The organism is Streptomyces sp. AC627_RSS907 (genome assembly GCF_019049165.1).
Map to the genome: position 1 here is coordinate 22,196 of NZ_JAGMUE010000006.1, position 18,063 is coordinate 40,258.

Consider the following 18,063-nt stretch of genomic DNA (forward strand, 5'->3'; position numbering starts at 1 on the left):
CATGAGCGCACAGCGGGAGACCGGCACGACGGGCACGCACCGTGTGGTGGTTCTGGGGGCCGGGTACGCGGGGATGTCCGCGGCCGTCCAGCTGGCGGCCCGGGTCAGGCGGCGCGGGGGCGTGCAGGTGACCGTGGTGAACGCGCAGGAACGGTTCACCGAGCGCATGCGTCTGCACATGACCGCGACCGTGCAGCCGCTCGCCGAGCTGAGCATCCCGGAGCTGCTGGAGGGCACGGGGGCGCGGTTCGTGTGCGGCTGGGTGACGGCGGTGGACGCGGAGGCGAAGACCGTGCGGATCGACGACGACCAGGTGCTGCCCTACGACACGCTGGTGTACGGGCTGGGCGGTGTGGCCGACACCGCGGCGGTGCCGGGGGCCGAGGACCACGCGTACACCCTGAACAGCGCCCAGGACGCCGAGTTGCTGGCCGACCGGCTGCGGCGGCTCGGCAGCGGCACGGTGGTGGTCGGCGGCAGCGGGCTGACCGGCATCGAGTCGGCCGCGGAGATCGCCGAGCGCCACCCGGAGCTGGACGTCGTACTGCTGGGCCGGACCGAACCCGGTGCGGCCATGAACCCCAAGGCCAAGGCGTACCTGCGCGCCGCGCTCGAACGGCTGGGCGTCCGGGTGCGCGCCGGGGTCGAGGTGGCGAAGGTGCTGCCCGACGGGGTGGAACTGGCGGGCGGGGAGCACATCGCCGCCGACGCGTTCCTGTGGACGGGCGGTACGCGGGTGTCGCCGCTGGCGGCCGCCGCCGGCCTGGCCGTCGACGAGCGCGGACGCGTCGTCACCGACGCCGCGCTGCGGTCGGTGTCCCACCCCGACGTGTACGCGGTCGGCGACGCGGCCGCGGTCCGCCAGGGTTACGGCGTCATGCACGGCACCTGCCAGAGCGGCATGCCGACCGGGGTGCACGCCGCGCTGTCGATCGACCGTGTGCTCAGGGGCAAGCAGCCCAAGCCGTTCCGCTTCGGCTACTACCACACGCCGGTGAGCCTGGGACGCCGCGACGCCGTGGTGCAGTTCACCCGCCCCGACAACAGCCCGCGCCGCATATGCCTGACGGGCGGCATGGCCGTCAGGTACAAGGAGACGGTGACCGCCTCGCCCTGGCCGACGTACGGCCGTATGAAGAAGATGCCCGCATCGGGCGCGTTCTGGCCCCGCGGGGGCCGCTTCACCCGGGTCCGGGGGGCCCGGTGACCGACCTGACCGCCCACTCCGGCCACCAGGTCTTCCACGAGTACCGCAGCCTGCTGTTCTCCGTGGCCTACCGCCTCCTCGGCACCGCGGCCGACGCCGAGGACGCGGTCCAGGACGCCTGGATCAAGTGGTCCGCCGCGGACCGCTCACAGGTGGCCGACCCCAAGGCGTACCTGACGCGGATCGTCTCGAACCTGGCGCTGGAACGGCTGCGCTCGACCCGTCACAAGCGCGAGACCTACGTGGGGCCGTGGCTGCCGGAGCCCGTCCTCACCGGCGAGGACGCCTCCGAGGCCGTCGCGAACGCCGAGTCCGTGTCGATGGCCATGCTGGTGGTGTTGGAGACGCTCAGTCCGTTGGAGCGCGCGGTGTTCGTGCTGAAGGAGGTCTTCGCCTTCAGTTACGCCGAGATCGCCGAGGCGGTGGAGCGTTCCGAAGCCGCGGTGCGCCAGGCCGCGCACCGGGCCCGCGAGCACGTGCAGGCCCGGCGGCCGCGCTTCGCGGCCGACCGGTCGCGGCAGCGCGAGGCCACCGACCGGTTCTTCGCCGCCGCGACCGGCGGGGACGTCAACGCCCTGATGGAGCTGCTGTCCCCGGACGTCACCCTGTGGACCGACGGCGGCGGCAAGGTCCGTCAGGCTCTGCGCCCGGTGGTGGGCGCGGCCACGGTGGCCGGCTGGTTCGCGGCCATCGGCAGCGTTGCCTACCAGGGGGTCGAGCCCGCCGACATGAGGGCCGAGCTCGTCGGGATCAACGGCGGGCCGGGCATCGTGTTCAGCGGGCCGTCCGGCGTGGTCGCCACCGTCACCTTCGACTTCGGCCCGGACGGCCTCATCACCGCCATCCACAACGTGGCCAACCCGGACAAGCTCCGGGCCGTCACCGACGGCACCACCTACGACCTCGGCACCGGGACGCGGTGAGCGCCGCCACCGCCCGGTGCACGGAGGCACCGGGCGGTGGCGGCCCGACGATCGCCTTCTCGGCGAGAACTACTGAGGCCTCCAGAACGACGCCGCTGATGACCGTGCAGCCCCGAGAGCGCCACCCCCGGCTCTTCCCGGGCGATCCGCAGTCCAACGACACCGGGCCCTGCGGCCCGGTCCGGCCGCGCGTCACCGGCGGAGGCCGGTGCCTGCGGGCCCGTAGTCAGCACCCTTGAAACTTCCTACCAGCGCGCCTCGCCTCGCTCGGGAGCTACGGCCACGCCCCTGCGCACCTCCCTGGCGGCTCCAACCCGGCCCCTCGTCCGCCGGGTCCGGCCTCAGACGTGCAGTCAGCGCCTCCCGCGTGCCTCACCCTTGCGACCGTCGACCGCACGGCCCCTCGTCAGCATGCTCGTACGGATGGGTCGACGGCGGGGAATGGACCTCAGCCACAGAAAAGCAACCCCAGCGGCGTGGGCGCCGACGACGTGGGGGCGGAGGTACCTCGGCCGACGACCGCAGGACCATGCTGATTTCGTTTGTGCAAGGCCGCTACGGCCTGCAGCCGCGCGCGGTGTCGAGGGGCACGGTCGGGACCCGCAAGCCCGCCAGGGCTGAGGACTCGCCGACCCTGGGCGCAGTCGACACACGGGCGCACCCGGCCGTCGACCTTCCAGTAGGAGCTGAAGGACAGCAGCGAGGACAAGGGGGCACTTTGGTGACTGACTGTCACCATCTGGGCGTCGTGGCGCGTGTGTGACGGGGCGCGCCTTCTTATTAAGAAGGGGACGGTGCCCCTGACCTGCGAAAACGCGAGGCTAAGCGGCTAAAAACAGCCTCTTAGCAGTAAAAAACCGCCGCTTAGCCACCCGTGTACCTGGTTGCGGAGAGTACGGATCGTGTCACCCGTGCGGGTGACGTACGCACTTAAGCGGCTGTTGTTCGGATTCCGACCCGCTAGCTTCTTCCGTAACCGGCGGTTCACCGGAGCTAAGCGGCTAAAAAGAGCCTCTTGAGATGACGATGGGAGAGGGCACGGAGTGACCACGCGGACGGGCCCGAACATGATCCTGGTAGGCCTGGACACGGGCGAGGCCGTGGAAGCTCGAGAGCGTACGCCCCACCAGTTCGACGGGAAGGGGTACACGTTGCAGGCCACCGGAAGTGAGGTCCCGCTGTACTCCCTCGGGCTGGCCGCGGCCGAGTGGGCGACGCTCGAATGGCTCCGCGAGCACGGCGCAGCGGCCGGGTACGTCTCGGTCACTCCGGTCGAACTGAGCGAGGACATCGGCGCCAACGACTCCACGTGCCGCAAGGCTCTGGCCCGCCTGGTCAAGCTCGGGCTTGCGGTGAAGCCCTCCCCGCGAGCGGCTGCCTACCAGCTCAATCCCCTCCGGTACTGGGAAGGAGCCGGGAGTACTCAGGTCAGCGCGTGCCGCCGTATCACGCCGCCCCGAGTGACCCTGGACGACAAAGCACTCACGAGGTCCGCCAACAAGCCCCAGGGTGCCGCCAGGTCCACCCCGGCCACCCGCCGCGGCGCCGCAGGAGAGAGGCGATGACGATGACGCCCGCCGAACCCTTCAACCCCGAGCGCGACCTGACTGCACCGTCGCTGTACTCCCTGAACCTCTCCGCCGCCCAGCACTGCACCCTTGCGTGGGTGGAGGACCACGGCGGTCTGTTCAACGCCGTCCCCGTCCCGGTCGAGACCGTCGCTCAGGACTGCGGGAACTCCCTCTCCACGGTGCACGACGCCCTCGCCCGCCTGAAGCGGCTGCGCCTCCTGGTGCGGACGGACGCAGGCCTCTACCGGATCAACGCCCGGTACTACTTCACGCTGCACCCCGAGCTGCGCGACATGATCGCCACCGCCCTCACCGACCCGCCCGTCACGCCGGACGACCGTGCCCACGCGCCCCGCAAGGTCGGCAACACCGACTCCCGCCGCCGTCGGACCATCCGTCCCGTCTCCTGACCGCGGGGCGCGGCGCCCCGCGGGCCTGCGCCGGACTGCCCGTCGGCGCCGCCGGGAGGGCGCGGGAAGGCCACGCCGCGCCTCCTTGGGTTCTAACGGTCCTCGCAACACCCGCGATCTGTGGGAGTTGTGAGGACCGTGGGCGTTGAGCGTGATGATCTTGCCCGGTTGCGGGAACGTTTCCTTGCACGGCTGGAAGTCGTGGGGAACGTGGCCGTCGTGGCGCGTGAGCTGGGGGTGAACCGGAACACTGCCTTCGGCTGGCTCAGAAGGCCGGACGGAGTTCGGTGCGTCTGCCGCGCCGGCATCCCGGGCGGGACGAGTACGAGCGGCTTCGGGCCACCGGTGTCGCACGCCGGGTGGCGGCCCGGCAGGTCGGTGTGAACGAGCGCACGGCCAAGGACTGGGACTGGGGCGTCAAGAAGAGCCGTTCTTCGCGCACCGCTATCAGGAGGTTGAGGAACATCCATGTCAGATCGTGCGCTAAGCCGACGTCGGACCTGGTGAACGGCTGACGAAGCATCGGTGGCATACGGAGACTTGCTGCGGCCGGAGCAGTGATCTTGGGGGCAGGGCTGATGCTGGCGCCGTCTGCGGCCGCGGATGAGGCCGGTACGCAGAGTTGTCCGCCAGACGTCTGGTACAAGGTGGTGTCGTCGGGCGCATCGTACGAGGCAATCGGCAGCACTGCCGGCAAGTACAACTCGAGCTCCACCTCGGCGATCCTGCGCTACGACCTGACCACCAGCAAGTCGAAGGAGACGACCTGGGGAGCTGAACTCGGTGGCAGCGTGAGCTGGGGCATCGGGCAGGTGGAAGCCAAGACGAAGTTCGAGATCACCGACTCGACCACGAGCGGCAAGACGGTGGCGAACACCATCAATAGCCGCACCCGCCGCCGGGCGGCCTCGATCCGTCCGCCCCAGCACGCGTACGCGGCCTGGTGGAGCGTCAGCGTGCTGTACCGGGTGGCCAGCCGCAGCAGCCTCTCGCCCTCCTCGGTGCGCTGCCAGCCATCGCCCCGGGCCTCGCCCGCCCCTTGCGTCCGCCGCCGGCGTTCCGCCCGCTTCCGGTAGACCCCCGTCGTCCTCGCCTCCACGGCCTCTCCCTCTCCCTGTAGTTGGTACGCGGCCGCGTACGTCCCAGCGGCGCGGAAGGCAGGGTGACCTGCAAAGCGGAGTGCACGATGTCGCCCTGGCGGCCGGTGACGAGCACGAGGTGGCCGCCCTTGCCGGGGGCGGGGTTCTGCGGGCGGCGGATCTCCTTGTGGACGGAGGCCATCACCATCCGGCCGTCGTCGAGCAGGGTGAGGAGGCCGGTCATGGTCAGGTTCGGGCGGACCTCGGCGCCCAGGGAGTGGACGCTGCCACGTACTGGACGAAGGGGGCGTAGATCAGGCCGCGGATGGCTCCGGTGTCCGGGTCCTCGGTGTACGCACCGCTTCCGGGCACCGTTGAGCAGTTCGAACATGGTGGGCGCGTCGCCGGTACGGGCCATCAGGGCCATGCGCAGGCAGGCGATGCCGCACATGTGGCCAACCCACCGGCCGTAGGTGGCGAGGTCGGGGGCGCCGGACTCCTCCCAGCGGGGATCGTCGTCGTGGGCGCGGCCCTCGTAGGCGAAGACGTGGATCAGGTCCGGGCTGGCGAGACGGGCATCGGCCGTCCCCGAGTGGCTCGCGTGGCGCGTCGCCGTCAGGGGCGATGGCACGCAGGGTTCCCCGGCGGCCGGTGACGGTGTCCTCGACGTCTCGACTGATCCAGGGGCGATCGCGGTGGAGCAGGCCGCGGCTCACCGGATTTCGCCGCCCGTCGAGGACAGCGGCGCCCAGGTGTAGCGCACCCGCACGCCGTGCTCCTGGAGCCAGGCGGTCTCTCGGTACCGGAACTCGTGCGCACCCTCCGGGGCGATGCTGGCGGGCCAGCGGAAAAGCACCGCGCCGACGACACCGGCCTCTGCCAGGGCGCGCACCCGCTGCCACCCAGCGCGGTGGGAGGGGTCGGGTTCGCCGAACTCGTCGGTCACCACTTCGGTGATCGTCAGGCCGCGCCGTTGCGCGAAGGTGCGGCCTTCCTCTTCCGCGCGCTCGGCGGCCAGGCTCGGCATCAGGGTGCCGCGGTCGGCACAGACGTACAGCACGGCTGCGACGGGGTCCGGCACGGCCGGAGCGGCGGCCTCTTCCTGGGGGGTTCCTGAACTGGTCATCGCTGCCTCAGCAGGTGGATCGGGAGTCGGTGCCCCGCCGCGTCGCACGGGGAAACGAGGCGCGGCGGGGCCGTACACGACACCTAACAGACCGTCATCACCTGGTGGACATGACGAAGTCGGCCGGGCCTGTCACGGACTGACTGACGAATTGACTCTTCCCTTACCTGCCACCGGTCGGGCCAGCCCTACTGTGCTGTCGTGGCAGAGACCAGAAACGAGTCCTTAGCCGCCTGGTTGGCGGGCCACCAGATGACGGCGGAGGAGCTTGCCGACGCGGTCAACGGTGCCATCGGCGCCTTCACCGGCCGCCCCGGTACGACGTCGGAGCGCACGGTGTTCCGCTGGCTGTCCGGGGAGAACCGGTGGCCGCAGGAACGTCAGCGCCGGGGCCTGGAGATCGTCACCGGGCTGTCCGTCATCGCATTGGGGTTCGTGCCCCGGGGGAAGTCCACGTCCGTTCCAGCACTACCGGAGGACCCTGACGTGCACCGTCGCCAGTTCTTCAGCGCGGCCGCCGGCACCGCGGCCGCCGCCGCCATACCCCTCGCCTCTCCGGCCTCCGCCCGACCGTCCCGCGTCGGCACCTCCGACGTCGTCCGGCTGCGCGACGACGTCGAGCGTCTGGTCGCACTGGACGCCGAACGCGGCGGGCACGGCCTGGAGCAGGCCGCCCTCGACGGTGCCACCGAAGCGCTGAGGCTGCAGAAGCAGTCCACCACCCAGCGCGTGCGGCAGCGGCTGTTCGCGCTGGCCTCCGACTTCACCGCGACGGCGGCGTGGTCCCTGATCGACGCCGGACAGCTCGACGGTGCCGGCCGCCACCTGGACCGGGCGCTCACGCTCGCGGGCCTGGCCCAGGACTCCGAGATGGCGATGCAGGTGTGGAACCTGCGGGCGATGCTCGCCCGGCAGCGCCACGACTACCCCGAGGCGGTGGCGTCCTCGCAGGCCGCCCAGGCGATGGCCATCGTCCGGCGCAGCCCCCTGCACGCCTCCCTCGCTCACGCCCGGACCGCTGTCGGTCTCGCGCACAAAGGCGAGGTCCGCGCGGCGCTGGGCTGCCTGGGACGCGCCGAGGAGGCCCTCACGAAGGCCGACCTGGCACAGCCGCGTTCGACCTGGATCTCCTTCTACAGCCCGGCGGAGCTGTACTCCCTGACCGCGATCGTGCGGGACGTCGTGGGCCACCCGGCAGAGGCAGAGGCCGCGGCCCACCGGGCGCTCGCCGCGCTGCCGGAGACCTACCGGCGCAACCGCGCGCACACCACGGCCCGGCTCGCCCTCGCGCAACTGCACCAGGACGACGTCGAGCAGGCGTGCACGACCAGCAGCAAGGTCTTCGAGATCATGGCGGGCACGCCGCTGCCCGGACGGATGCGGCAACTCCTCGGCGACTTCCAACGCGACCTGATCGCCCGCGCTCCCTCCGCGCACATCGCGCACGAGTGGATGGACCGCTACCGGACCGAATGGAGCCCCTCTTGACCACCACAGCCGTTGAACTCCGCCGCTTCGGCCACGCCGACCTGCCGACCATCCGGCAGACCCTCCTGGACGTGCACGCGGACGCCTACGCCGACGAGATGGACGACGAGTTCAACCAGCGCTTCCCCTGGTTCGTGGACCACTGGGGCGGGCATCCCGGGTTCGCCTGCGTGATCGGCTACGACGGCGACGAGCCGGTCGGTTTCGCCTACGGCGCCCCAGCGACTCCGGGTCGGGAGTGGTGGCGCGAGCACCTGAGCGAGCCGCCGGCGGACGACTCGACGTTCTCGGTGTCGGAGCTGATGGTGCGTCCGCAGTGGCGCAAGACCGGGACCGCCGAGCGGCTGCACGCCGCGCTCGTCGAGGACCGGCCGGAGGCTCTGGCTGTGCTCCTGGTGGACCCCGACCACCCGAAGGTCGAGGCGCTGTACGAGACGTGGGGCTATCGCCGGATCGGCAAACGGCAGCCGTTCCCGGACTCGCCGAACTTCGCGGTGATGCTGCGGGACCTACGCGCCTCAGCCACCTCCTGACCTTCCGCGTTCAGTGAAGCCCCCGGCGAGTGCTTCTTGCACCGAGACGCCGTCGGGGGCTTCTCCACGCTTGCTGACACCTTGTCGGAACCGTTGGACCCAACAGGTCCACCGACGCTCTGCAGACGGCCCGCCAAGTGCCTGGATCGCGCATTGAGCCAGGTGCTGTCGACCTTGGTGGTGAGGACCTGGCTCTCAACGAACCGCCGATGGGCCTCAGCCCCCGACAGCCCGCCACAGCGGGGACATGCCCCCGGGCCGCAACTTCGGGAGTACCAGGCCGTTCCCACCGCATGAACCCGCGCCTGCGCCAGGAGGGACCCCGACCGGGAACGCCACAACGAGGAGACCACCGTCATCGAGCACGTACGCGGTCCCAACGGGCCCCGCTGCGCCCGACGAAGGAGTCCCGCACGGTGCGTCAGCTCACGGCAAAAACGACGGCGGCCGCCGACCACCGTCGCGCGAAGGTGTCAGCAGAGCGTGAACTGGTGAGAGCTGACCGTGTAGGTTCCGGTGAGGTTGCCCGAGACTCCCGCCGGAGTGCAGCCGATCCGGTCGTTGTAGTTAGTGCTGAGGTAGAAGCGCACCGCGATGGATTTCCGGTTATAGACAGATTTGACCGGAGTGTTAGCAGCCCATGAACAGATGGAGGGGGCGGTGTGCCAGTTAGTGTCGTTTATGTCCCATGAGCACCGTTGGCCGGTACCGCCCGATCCGGTCCAGAAGCAGACGTTGTTCGCGGGGCAGTCGCTGTAGGCGGTCGGGCTGGAGGTCGCAGCAGGTGTTGGTGAGGCCGCTCCGAGGACGAGGGTGGCGGCACATGCCAAACCTGCCAGTACGCTGCTCTTCTTCAAGGCATCGCCCTTTCTTCGAGGAGTGGATCTCCGGCCTCCCAGTTAATTGAAAACCCTCACCAAACTGAACAGTTGCTATCGGCCGATCAGTGTATCTGGCTGGATATTGAGGGTGGGGCGATGTCCGTCACCCTTGGCGGACCCCTTGAACGCTGCAGGTCGGAAGGGGTATGGGAGGATCCTGAGGTGTAAATCTGGTTCACCGCATTGGGCTTGAAGCGGCCGATCGGGGGGACCTGTTTACGCAAAGATCATTTCTGGGGCGGTGTCACAACCCACCCCAGGCGCCAGACGACGCTCAACATCACCACCACGGCGTCCTGTCGGTCCTCTGCCCGGTCGCACCACCGATCTGCGAGGCGCTGACCTCGGCGGCCGCCTGGATGTCCGGGATGCTCGTGCCCTTGGCGCCGCGGTGGAACATCAGTTCCGCGGCGGTCTCGATGATGCGTTCGCGGGTCCTGCGGCCGGCCCGGGTCTGCGCCCGGTGGTGGGCGCGGCCACGGTGGCCGACTGGTTCGCGGCCATCGGCAGCGTTGCCTGCCAGGGTGTCGAGCCGCCGACATGAGGGCACGTCGGCGCCGCCGGGCGGGCGGGAAGGCCCCGCCGCGCCTCCCTCATCCACGCGGCGGGGCCTTCCGGTCGGGGGAGGATCAGACGGGGACGGCCTCCACGAGGGAGATCGCCGCCGCCGTCTCCACGACGCGCTCCAGGCGGAACCCGGCACGGGCGAGGAGGTCGGCGTACTGGCCGGGAGTGCGCTCGCGGCCGCCGACCAGGAGCATCAGCCACAGGTCGACCAGCTTGCCGGAGTGCGGCTCGTCGCCCTGCTCCGGGATCACCATCTCGGCGATCAGCAGCTTGCCGCCCGGCTTGATCGCCGCGCGCACGTTGCGCAGGATCTGCAGGGCCTGCTCCTCCGGCCAGTCGTGCACGATGTGCTTGAGGACGTAGGCGTCGGCACCGCTCGGCGGCACCTCGAACAGGTCGCCGGCCACCCTCGTGGTCCGGTCGGCGAGGCCCTGCCCGGCGAGGAAGTCGGCCGCCCCGTTCTCCTCGACCCGCGGGTCGTACAGGATGCCCTTGGTCCCGGGAGCCGCGTCCAGGATGCCCGCGAGCAGCGCGCCCTGGCCGCCGCAGAAGTCCACCACCGTGCCGAACTGCGAGAAGTCGTACGCCGCCACGATCGGTGCCGTCTCCGAGGCGGACATGCTGCCCATGCCCTCGAAGAACACCTGGCCGTACTCGGCGTTCTTCGTCAGGAACTCGAAGGCGTGCATGCCGCGCAGCTTCGGCAGCGCGGGCTCGCCGGTGGCCACGGTCTCCGGGAAGCCGCTCCAGTCCTCCCAGTGGATCGGGTGACCCATCAGCAGCGCGATGCCGCGCATCGACATCGGGTGGTCGGCGCGCAGCGCGTCCGCCATCGGCGTCAGCTCGAACGTGCCGTCCGGGCGGGTCGCGAACACGCCGTTGCTCGCCAGCAGGCGCAGCACCCGGCCGAGCGCGTCGGCGTCCGCGCCGACCCGCCCGGCGAGTTCCTCGGCGGACAGCGGCCCCTCGACGAGCGCCTCGGCCACCTTCAGCTCGGCGGCGACGTGCACCGCCCGCGTGACCATGACGCCCATGACCAGTTCCAGCAGGGCGAACGGTGGCGGCGCGAGTTCCCGGCTCTGCCGCTGCAGATCCGCTCGGGCTTTCTCCGCTTCCCGGACGACGTGCGGGGGCGGCAATTCGGGCATGAGTTTCCTCCATGGCAGGAGCGCAAGCGTCTGTCCCAACCGCCGGTAGGGACCCGGATTACCACGATAGGTAAAAGGGTCGACGCTCTCTGGAGGGGTGCTCGAATATCGCTGGTCCATGGGTGCACCCGAATTTTCCTGCGGAACATTTGACACGGCAAAACCGGTGACTGCCCTAAGGTGGCGCTGATTTCGCAGCCGCTCTCCGGAAAAAAGGGGGGAGCCAATGGAACCGAGGAGAGAAATGGCGAACTCGCGTAGCTCCTGGAAGAGGATACTTCTGGCGGCGGGTGCGGCCGGCGCCGTCGCCGTCCCGCTGACCGCCGGTCCCGTCCAGGCCCAGCCCCAGGCCCACCGCCACACCCACCACCACACCCGCTCCGAGGCGACCCTGACCGTCGTGGCCTCCCAGCTGAACAACCCGCGCGGCGTCACCGCGCTGTCCGACGGCGGCGTGCTGGTGGCCGAGTCCGGATCCGGACTGGCCGGCTGCGCGGTCGACCAGACGTGCGTGGGTGCCACCGGTTCCGTCTACAAGGTCAAGGGCTCCTTCCAGGGCCGCGTCGCGACCGGCCTGGCGTCCACGGCCAAGGGTGTCGCCCCGGGTGCGCCGATCTCCGCCAGCGGTCCCAGCGACGTCGTGCCCGACCGGTTCGGCGGCTACGTCGTCGTCAGCGCCCTCGGCGGCACCACCGAGTCGCGCGCCGCGCTCGGCGAGGGCGCCGGGACGCTGGGCACGCTCTTCCGCACCCGGGACGGCAAGGTCCTCGCCGACCTCACCGACCACGAGACGCGGCTGAACCCCGACGGCGGCGACGTCCACGCCAACCCGTGGCGGTTCGTCCGCAGCGGCAGCGGCTACCTGGCCACCGACGCGGGCGCCAACACCGTCGTGCGCGGCAACGGCGACGGCACCACCTCCACCCAGTACCTCCTGCCCAAGAACGAGCTGCCGACCGGCGCCGTGGAGACCGTGCCCACCGGCATCGCCCGGGCCGCGGACGGCACCGTGTACGTAGCCGACATGAGCGGTGGCCGCGTCGGCGCCTCCCGCATCTGGAAGATCGCCCCGGGTGAGCAGCCCGAGGTCCTCGCCACCGGGCTGACCAACCTGATCGACCTGGAGCTGGACCGGGACGGCGACCTGCTCGCCCTGTCCTACAGCTCGGCCGCGCTGGCCGGTCCGCCGCAGCCGGGCACCCTGTCGGAGGTCGACGCCGAGACCGGCGCGGTCACCGAGATCCCGACCGCGGGCCAGCTCAAGCAGCCCAGCGGTGTCGCGGTCGACCCGTGCGGCAGGGTGTACGTCACCAACAACACGGTCGGCACCAACGGCCAGTTGGTCCGCGTGAACCGCTGACGCCCGCCGGGTTCCCCCACCCGCCCCCGGGCACGGCCCCGCCGGTTCCCCCCTCAACCCCCTGGGACCGGCGGGGCCGTGGTGTTCCCGGTGTCCGATGGGAACCGTCCGGAGTCCGATGGGAAACGGCTCGTCGGCCGCTCGACAGCCGACGGAGGACGACGCCCGCCCACCGGCAGGCTGGGCATCCTGGCCGGGCGTCCGCTTGCCGCACACCACGCCCGATGCTCAGGGAGGCTGCCCGTGACCCACCATGCCATCACTCCAGCCGCCGACACCCGAACCGGCGTGTGGCTGATCGGGGCCCGCGGCTCGGTGGCCACGACGGCGGTGTCGGGCTGTGCGGCGCTGGCGGCCGGGCTGCTGCCGCCCACCGGCATGGTCACCGAGACACCGGCCTTCGCGGACAGCGGCCTGCCGGCCCTGTCCTCGCTGGTGTTCGGCGGCCACGACACGGCGAGCACCCCGCTGCCCAAACGCGCCGAGGAACTGGCCGCCCAGGGCGTGCTGCCGCACTGGCTGCCCGCCGCCGTGCAGGGCGAACTGGCCGCGGCCGACGAGCGCGTCCGCCCCGGTGGACCGGTGCCCGGGGACGTGCGCGCCCCCGAGGAGCTGATCGCCGACTTCGCCACCGACCTGAGGGACTTCGCGCGTACCACCGGCGTCGCCCGCACGGTCGTCATCAACGTCGCCTCCACCGAGCCGGAGCCCGCGCACGGCGAGTGGCCGGCCAGCTCCCTGTACGCGGCGGCGGCCCTGCGGGCGGGCTGCGCGTACGTCAACTTCACGCCCTCGACGGGACTGCGCCACCCGCAGCTGGAGGGGGCGGCCCAGGCGTCCGGCCTGCCGTACGCCGGACGCGACGGCAAGACCGGGCAGACGCTGCTGCGGGCCGTGCTGGGCCCGATGTTCACCCAGCGGGCACTGGCGGTGCGGGCCTGGTCGGGGACGAACCTGCTGGGCGGCGGCGACGGCGCGGCGCTGGCCGATCCGGCGGCCGCGGTGGCGAAGAACGCGGGCAAGGAGCGCGTGCTGGCAGACACCCTCGGTGTGGCGCCCGAGGGGCAGGTGCACATCGACGACGTGCCCGCCCTCGGGGACTGGAAGACCGCCTGGGACCACGTGGCGTTCGACGGTTTCCTCGGCACCCGCATGGTCCTGCAGACCATCTGGCAGGGCTGCGACTCCGCGCTCGCCGCACCGCTGGTCCTCGACCTGGCCCGGCTGCTCGCCCGCGCCCGCGAGGTCGGCCTGCGCGGGCCGCGGCCCGAACTCGGGTTCTACTTCAAGGACCCCGACGGGGAGGGCTCCGCCCTGGCGGAGCAGTACGCGCGGCTGCTCGCCTTCGCCGAGCGGCTCGGGGAGTCCCGGTGACCGCGGACCGGCTCGCCGCCCGGGCCCGGGCCCGCGTACGCCGCCCGCGCCGCCCGCGCACCGAGGCCGTGCCCCTGCCGGGTGACGGCCGCCCGGTGGCCGGTGGCGGGCCGGCGTCCGGCGGCCGGATCCGCGCGTGGGCCGAGCTGCTGCGGGTCCCGGCCGTCTTCACCGTGCCCGGCGACGTGCTCGCGGGCGCCGCGGCCGCCGGCGGGCGGCCCACCCGGCGCACCGCCCTGGCGGCCGGCGCCTCGCTGTGCCTGTACGAGGCGGGCATGGCCCTCAACGACTGGGCGGACCGCGAGGAGGACGCCGTCGCCCGCCCGCACCGGCCGCTGCCGTCCGGGCGCGTCCGGCCCGGCGCCGCCCTCGCCGCCGCGGGCGCGCTGTCCGCGGCGGGCCTCGCCCTCGCGGCGTGCGCGGGGCGGCGGGCGTTCGCGGTGGCCGTCCCGCTGACCGCCACCGTCTGGGCGTACGACCTGGGCCTGAAGCACACCCCGGCGGGCCCGGCGGCGATGGCCGCCGCCCGGTCGCTGGACCTGCTGCTGGGCGCGGCGGCCACCGCGGGCACCACGCGCGGGGCGCTCGCCCCGGCGGCGGTCCTCGGCAGCCACACCCTGGCCGTCACCCTGGTCTCGCGCCGCGAGGCGGAGGGCGGTTCCGTCGCCGCCCCGCTCGCGGCCCTCGCCGCCGCGAGCGCCCTCACCGCCACCCTCGCCGGCCGCCGCGCCGGAGCTTCCGCCGCCGCCGCGCTCGGCCACCGGGCGGGAGCCTCCGCCACCGCGCCCGGCGCCCCGACGCGAGCCCTTGCGGCGCCCGGCGGCGCCCCGGCCGGAGTCCCTGCCGCGCCCGGCGTTTCGACCGGAGCCGGCACCATCGTGCCCGGCCGCCCGGGTGGAGCCCCCTTCGTCGCCGTGCCCGGCCGCCGGACGGGAGCCGCTGCCCCCGCCGTGCCCGCCCCCGCCGTGCCCGGCGCCCCGACCGGAGCCTCCGTCGTCGCCCTGCTCGGCCGCCAGGCCGGAGCCGCCTTCGCCGCCGCGGCCGGCCGCCCGACCGGGGCCCCCGCCCCCGCCGCCCCGGCCACCGACGTCGTGCGCGTCGCCCCGGCCACCGACGTCGTGCGCGTCGCCCTGGCCGCCTCCTACGCCGTCACCTTCGCCCGGCCCCTGGCGCACGCCGTGCTCAACCCCTCCCCGCAGCTGACGCAGCGGGCCGTCGGCGCGGGCATCCGCGCCACGATCGCCGTGCAGAGCGCGCTCATGGCCCGCGCGGGCGCCCCCGGCACCGGCGTACTGACCGCCGCGCTCGCGCCCGTCGCCGCACGCCTGGCACGGAAGGTGAGCACGACATGAGCCGCCTGCGCCTCGGCTACGGCACCAACGGGCTGACCGATCTGCGCCTGGAGGACGCCCTCGCGCTGCTGGCCGACCTCGGCTACGACGGCGTCGGGCTGACCCTCGACCACATGCACCTCGACCCGCTCGCCCCCGACCTCGCGGCCCGCACCCGCCGCGTGGCGCGCCGGCTGGAGCAGCTCGGCCTCGGCGTCACCGTCGAGACCGGCGCCCGCTATGTGCTCGACCCGCGCCGCAAGCACGGTCCCGGCCTGCTGGACGAGGACCCGGATGCCCGCTGGACGCGCGTACGACTGCTGATCCGCGCCGTGCGCGTCGCCGCCGACCTCGGCGCGCACGCCGTGCACTGCTTCAGCGGCACGGCGCCCGCGGGCGTGGACGAGGACACGGCGTTCAAACGCCTCGCCGACACCCTCGGGCCGGTCCTGGACGCGGCCGAGGAGACCGGCGTGCCCCTCGCGATCGAACCCGAGCCGGGCCATCTCCTGGCCACCCTCGCCGGCTTCCACCGGCTGCGCACCGACCTCGGCGACCCCGCCCCGCTGGGCCTGACCCTCGACATCGGCCACTGCCAGTGCCTGGAGCCGCTGCCGCCCGCCGACTGCGTGCGCGCCGCCGCGCCCTGGCTGCGGCACGTGCAGATCGAGGACATGCGCCGCGGAGTGCACGAGCACCTGCCGTTCGGGCACGGCGAGATCGACTTCCCGCCCGTGCTCGACGCCCTGGCGGACACCGGTTACCAGGGCCTGACCGTCGTAGAACTGCCCCGGCACTCCCACGCCGGGCCCGAACTGGCCGCGCAGTCGCTGCGGTTCCTGCGGAACGGAGGGACGAGGTGACCCTCGGACACGTCCAGCGCACGACAGCGGACACCGGCCTGCCCGAGGAGATCGCCGGCCTCGGCACCGAGGCACGCCGCTGGCTGACGGCGGCCCTCGCCTCGGCGGCCGCCCAGGACCCCGCCTGGGAGCTGCGCTTCGCCGAGGCCGGCCGCCGCTGCGGCACCGGCCACGCCGACCAGGCCCGGGTGCTGCTGCTGGCCGCGGCGCGGCCCGACGCGGCGACCGTGACCCTGCTGTACCGGCAGGGGACGGCCGCCGAGCGGCGTGCCGTGCTGCTCGCCCTGGAGCGGCTGGACACCGAACCCGCCCACGGGGTGCCGCTGGTGGAGGACGCGCTGCGCGCCAACGACACCCGGCTGGTCGCCGCCGCCCTCGGCCCGTACGCCGCCCGGCACCTCGACGCCCACCAGTGGCGGCACGCCGTACTGAAGTGCCTGTTCACCGGCGTGCCCGTGGCCGTGGTCGCCGGTCTCGCGACCCGCGCCCGCGGGGACGCGGAACTGGCCCGGATGCTGCACGCCCACGCAGCCGAGCGCACCGCCGCCCACCGCGAGGTCCCCGCCGACCTCCGGCACGTGCTCGCCCTGACCGAGGAGCTGTGACTTGCGTATCTTCGACCCGCACATCCACATGACGTCGCGCACCACGGACGACTACGAGGCGATGCGCGCCGTCGGTGTCCTCGCCCTCGTCGAGCCCTCCTTCTGGCTGGGCCAGCCCCGCACCTCGCCGGCCTCCTTCCACGACTACTTCGACGCGCTGCTGGGCTGGGAGCCGTTCCGCGCCGCGCAGTACGGCATCGCCCACCACTGCACCATCGCGCTGAACCCGAAGGAGGCCAACGACCCGCGCTGCACGCCCGTACTGGAGGACCTGCCCCGCTACCTGGCCAAGGACAGGGTCGTGGCCGTCGGAGAGATCGGCTACGACTCCATGACGCCGGCCGAGGACGCGGCGATGGAACACCAGTTGCAGCTCGCCGCCGACCACGGCCTGCCCGCCCTCGTGCACACCCCGCACCGCGACAAGCTCGCCGGGCTGCACCGCACCGTCGAGGTGGTGCGGGCCTCCGCGCTGGCCCCCGAGCGGGTGCTGCTGGACCACCTGAACGAGACGACCGTACGAGCCGCCAAGGAGTCCGGCTGCTGGCTCGGCTTCTCCGTCTACCCGGACACCAAGATGGACGAGGCCCGCATGGTGGCCGTGCTGAAGGAGTACGGACCGCAGAAGGTGCTCGTCAACTCGGCCGCCGACTGGGGCAGGAGCGACCCGCTCAAGACCCGCAAGGTCGGCGACGCCATGCTGCGGGCCGGCTTCGACGAGGACGACGTGGACCTCGTGCTGTGGCGCAACCCGGTGGAGTTCTACGCCCAGAGCGGTCGGCTCGAACTCGATGTCGTGGCCACCGACGCCACTCACGAGGGCAACTCCGTCCTGCGTGGCGCCCCTGTCGCCGAGCCGCTGCCCGCGGGGGCGTGACCGGTGCGTTTCCGGCATCCGGATGGTTCCGTCGTCCATCTCGCGTACTGCACGAATGTCCATCCCGCGGAGTCGCTGGACGGGGTTCTGGCCCAGTTGCGTGACCATTGTGAGCCGGTGCGCCGGCGGCTGGGCCGGGACCGGCTGGGGATCGGGCTGTGGCTGGCCCGGGATGCCGCCCAGGCCCTGGTCACCGACCCGTCCGCGCTGCGGGGGCTGCGTGGTGAGCTGGACCGGCGGGGTCTGGAGGTCGTCACCCTCAACGGGTTCCCGTACGAGGGGTTCGGTGCGGGGGAGGTGAAGTACCGGGTCTACCAGCCGGACTGGGCCGACCCGCAGCGCCTGGAGCACACCACCTCGCTGGCCCGCGTCCTGGCGGGGCTGCTGCCCGACGATGTCACGGAGGGCACCATCTCCACGCTGCCGCTGGCCTGGCGCACGGCCTACGACGAGACGCGCGCCGACAAGGCCCGCACGGCCCTGGTAGTGCTGGGCGAGCGCCTCGACGCCCTGCACGAGCTGACCGGCCGCTCGATCCGTATCGGGCTGGAGCCGGAGCCCGGCTGCGTCGTGGAGAGGACCGGTGACGCGATCGCCCCGCTGACGGCGGTCGGCCACCCCCGTATCGGCGTCTGTGTCGACACCTGCCACCTCGCCACCTCCTTCGAGGACCCGCACACCGCCCTGGACGCCCTGGCCGCGGCCGGTGTCCGGGTGGTC

At 72.6% G+C, this 18,063-nt stretch carries 19 protein-coding genes; 15 read left to right on the forward strand and 4 right to left on the reverse strand.

The annotated features are described in order from the left end of the window. The first annotated feature begins 1 nt into the window (after position 1). The 6 genes from KUM32_RS01410 to KUM32_RS45170 all read left to right on the forward strand — a co-directional run bounded on the left by KUM32_RS01410 (position 2) and on the right by KUM32_RS45170 (position 5,503). Entirely contained in the window at positions 2-1,207 is a 1,206-nt protein-coding gene (locus tag KUM32_RS01410) for an NAD(P)/FAD-dependent oxidoreductase (protein ID WP_217139884.1), read from the forward strand. Next, the gene (locus tag KUM32_RS01415; protein ID WP_217139885.1) at positions 1,204-2,130 is read left to right on the forward strand and encodes an RNA polymerase sigma-70 factor; all 927 of its coding nucleotides are present in this window, start codon (positions 1,204-1,206) and stop codon (positions 2,128-2,130) included. Before KUM32_RS01410 ends, KUM32_RS01415 begins: the two co-directional genes overlap by 4 nt. A 1,067-nt stretch (positions 2,131-3,197) precedes the next feature. Continuing rightward, positions 3,198-3,695 carry a MarR family transcriptional regulator gene (locus tag KUM32_RS01420; protein WP_217139886.1) on the forward strand — a complete coding sequence of 166 codons (498 nt, stop codon included), beginning with the start codon at positions 3,198-3,200 and terminating at the stop codon, positions 3,693-3,695. Next, positions 3,692-4,111, forward strand: a complete 420-nt coding sequence (locus KUM32_RS01425; protein WP_254404871.1) for a MarR family transcriptional regulator — start codon at positions 3,692-3,694, stop codon at positions 4,109-4,111. Before KUM32_RS01420 ends, KUM32_RS01425 begins: the two co-directional genes overlap by 4 nt. Positions 4,112-4,674: 563 nt before the next feature. Beyond that, positions 4,675-5,187, forward strand: coding sequence for a hypothetical protein (locus tag KUM32_RS01430; protein WP_217139887.1), 513 nt, complete (start codon positions 4,675-4,677; stop codon positions 5,185-5,187). Positions 5,188-5,290: 103 nt separating this feature from the next. Then, positions 5,291-5,503, forward strand: a complete 213-nt coding sequence (locus KUM32_RS45170) for a hypothetical protein (RefSeq protein ID WP_217139888.1) — start codon at positions 5,291-5,293, stop codon at positions 5,501-5,503. A 399-nt stretch (positions 5,504-5,902) separates the two neighbouring features. Here the strand turns inward: KUM32_RS45170 and KUM32_RS01440 are convergent, their stop codons facing one another. Then, positions 5,903-6,316, reverse strand: a complete 414-nt coding sequence (locus KUM32_RS01440) for a hypothetical protein (protein WP_254404872.1) — start codon at positions 6,314-6,316, stop codon at positions 5,903-5,905. 201 nt (positions 6,317-6,517) lie between these two features. On the opposite strand from KUM32_RS01440, the gene KUM32_RS01445 reads away from it, so the two are divergent. Both KUM32_RS01445 and KUM32_RS01450 read left to right on the forward strand, forming a co-directional pair. Beyond that, the gene (locus tag KUM32_RS01445) at positions 6,518-7,804 is read left to right on the forward strand and encodes an XRE family transcriptional regulator (RefSeq protein WP_308408563.1); all 1,287 of its coding nucleotides are present in this window, start codon (positions 6,518-6,520) and stop codon (positions 7,802-7,804) included. Then, positions 7,789-8,337: a GNAT family N-acetyltransferase gene (locus tag KUM32_RS01450; RefSeq protein ID WP_217139889.1), complete on the forward strand. Its 549-nt coding sequence runs from the start codon at positions 7,789-7,791 to the stop codon at positions 8,335-8,337. The genes KUM32_RS01445 and KUM32_RS01450 overlap by 16 nt, the downstream gene beginning before the upstream one ends. A 473-nt stretch (positions 8,338-8,810) precedes the next feature. Here the strand turns inward: KUM32_RS01450 and KUM32_RS01455 are convergent, their stop codons facing one another. The 3 genes from KUM32_RS01455 to KUM32_RS01465 all read right to left on the reverse strand — a co-directional run bounded on the left by KUM32_RS01455 (position 8,811) and on the right by KUM32_RS01465 (position 10,933). Beyond that, positions 8,811-9,194: a peptidase inhibitor family I36 protein gene (locus tag KUM32_RS01455; protein ID WP_254404873.1), complete on the reverse strand. Its 384-nt coding sequence runs from the start codon at positions 9,192-9,194 to the stop codon at positions 8,811-8,813. Between the two features lie 304 nt (positions 9,195-9,498). Further along, a complete protein-coding gene (locus KUM32_RS43150) occupies positions 9,499-9,819 on the reverse strand; it encodes a TetR family transcriptional regulator (protein WP_254404874.1) in 321 nt (106 codons plus the stop codon). 28 nt (positions 9,820-9,847) lie between these two features. After that, a complete protein-coding gene (locus KUM32_RS01465) occupies positions 9,848-10,933 on the reverse strand; it encodes an acetylserotonin O-methyltransferase (RefSeq protein WP_254404875.1) in 1,086 nt (361 codons plus the stop codon). Between the two features lie 244 nt (positions 10,934-11,177). On the opposite strand from KUM32_RS01465, the gene KUM32_RS01470 reads away from it, so the two are divergent. The 7 genes from KUM32_RS01470 to eboE form a co-directional block, all read left to right on the forward strand. Continuing rightward, positions 11,178-12,293: a ScyD/ScyE family protein gene (locus KUM32_RS01470; RefSeq protein WP_217139890.1), complete on the forward strand. Its 1,116-nt coding sequence runs from the start codon at positions 11,178-11,180 to the stop codon at positions 12,291-12,293. 243 nt (positions 12,294-12,536) lie between these two features. Continuing rightward, entirely contained in the window at positions 12,537-13,667 is a 1,131-nt protein-coding gene (locus KUM32_RS01475; RefSeq protein ID WP_217139891.1) for an inositol-3-phosphate synthase, read from the forward strand. Next, complete coding sequence (locus KUM32_RS01480; protein ID WP_374227471.1) at positions 13,664-15,019, forward strand: SCO3242 family prenyltransferase; 1,356 nt, start codon at positions 13,664-13,666, stop codon at positions 15,017-15,019. Before KUM32_RS01475 ends, KUM32_RS01480 begins: the two co-directional genes overlap by 4 nt. Continuing rightward, entirely contained in the window at positions 15,016-15,861 is an 846-nt protein-coding gene (locus KUM32_RS01485) for a sugar phosphate isomerase/epimerase (RefSeq protein WP_217139892.1), read from the forward strand. The genes KUM32_RS01480 and KUM32_RS01485 overlap by 4 nt, the downstream gene beginning before the upstream one ends. 38 nt (positions 15,862-15,899) lie before the next feature. After that, positions 15,900-16,466: an EboA domain-containing protein gene (locus tag KUM32_RS01490; protein ID WP_374227472.1), complete on the forward strand. Its 567-nt coding sequence runs from the start codon at positions 15,900-15,902 to the stop codon at positions 16,464-16,466. Position 16,467: 1 nt separating this feature from the next. Then, complete coding sequence (locus KUM32_RS01495; RefSeq protein WP_217139894.1) at positions 16,468-17,343, forward strand: TatD family hydrolase; 876 nt, start codon at positions 16,468-16,470, stop codon at positions 17,341-17,343. A gap of 3 nt (positions 17,344-17,346) precedes the next feature. Further along, positions 17,347-18,063 (forward strand): metabolite traffic protein EboE (gene eboE, locus KUM32_RS01500; RefSeq protein WP_217139895.1); only part of this gene is annotated, 717 nt, incomplete at its 3' end.